The organism is Escherichia sp. Lx600-2 (assembly GCF_036662595.1).
Classification (GTDB): domain Bacteria; phylum Pseudomonadota; class Gammaproteobacteria; order Enterobacterales; family Enterobacteriaceae; genus Escherichia; species Escherichia coli.
Map to the genome: position 1 here is coordinate 1 of NZ_JAYQWM010000260.1, position 419 is coordinate 419.

Genomic DNA, 419 nt, shown 5'->3' on the forward strand with positions numbered 1-419 from the left:
GCTTAACCTCACAACCCGAAGATGTTTCTTGCGACTCATCATCGTGTTGCGAAAATTTGAGAGACTCACGAACAACTTTCGTTGTTCAGTGTTTCAATTTTCAGCTTGATCCAGATTTTTAAAGAGCAAATATCTCAAACATCACCCGAAGATGAGTTTTGAGATATTAAGGTCGGCGACTTTCACTCACAAACCAGCAAGTGGCGTCCCCTAGGGGATTCGAACCCCTGTTACCGCCGTGAAAGGGCGGTGTCCTGGGCCTCTAGACGAAGGGGACGTATCAGTCTGCTTCGCAAGACGCCTTGCTTTTCACTTTCTATCAGACAATCTGTGTGAGCACTGCAAAGAACGCTTCTTTAAGGTAAGGAGGTGATCCAACCGCAGGTTCCCCTACGGTTACCTTGTTACGACTTCACCCC

At 47.5% G+C, this 419-nt stretch carries 1 tRNA gene and 1 rRNA gene; both read right to left on the reverse strand.

What is annotated here, in order from left to right:
* Positions 1-201 precede the first annotated feature (201 nt).
* Positions 202-277, reverse strand: a tRNA-Glu gene (locus tag OQV04_RS24880).
* 85 nt (positions 278-362) lie between these two features.
* Positions 363-419 (reverse strand): 16S ribosomal RNA (locus OQV04_RS24885); the annotation flags it as partial.